Raw genomic sequence first — 586 nt, 5'->3', positions numbered from 1 at the left:
GCCCGGCACGACAACGCGTTTTGAAAGAACACCGCACTTACGCTCCCCGACGCGAACGAGGATGTTTCTGTCATGGGCAATTCAAATATTCGAGTGCGGAAAAGCTCTTCTCTTCTCCGGCAGCTGTGCAGCACGGCGACGGCCGTCGCTGCCCTCGTCGGGGGCCTGACGTTCGGCACGGTGGTGACCGCACCCGCCGCGCAGGCGGCCACGGCGACGTTCACGAACCCGCTCAACAGCTCCGGCGCGGACCCGTACATGACCTACTACAACGGCAACTTCTACCTGATGACGACCCCGTACAGCGGGCCGTTGACGATGCGGAAAGCGCCCACGATCGAAGCGCTGAAGGCAGCGGCGCCGGTGCCGGTGTTCAGTGCCCACGCCGCCGGCCGCGACCACTACATATGGGCGCCGGAGATGCACCTGCTCGACGGCCCCAACGGCAAACGCTGGTACATCTACTACTCCGCCGGTACGGGCGACATCGAGGACCAGCGCGTGCACGTGCTGGAGAGCACCGGCACCGACCCGCTCGGCCCGTACACGTACAAGGGCATGATCTTCGGTGCGAACGACTGGTGGG

At 65.0% G+C, this 586-nt stretch carries 1 protein-coding gene; it reads left to right on the top strand.

Annotated features, from left to right (window positions below):
- Positions 1-180: 180 nt before the first annotated feature.
- Positions 181-586: family 43 glycosylhydrolase (locus TN53_RS41860; protein ID WP_159038280.1), on the top strand; the 406-nt coding region annotated here is incomplete at its 3' end.

It is taken from the genome of Streptomyces sp. WM6386, assembly GCF_000972385.1.
Lineage (GTDB): Bacteria > Actinomycetota > Actinomycetes > Streptomycetales > Streptomycetaceae > Streptomyces.
This window is presented reverse-complemented; position numbering and strand designations above follow the sequence as displayed.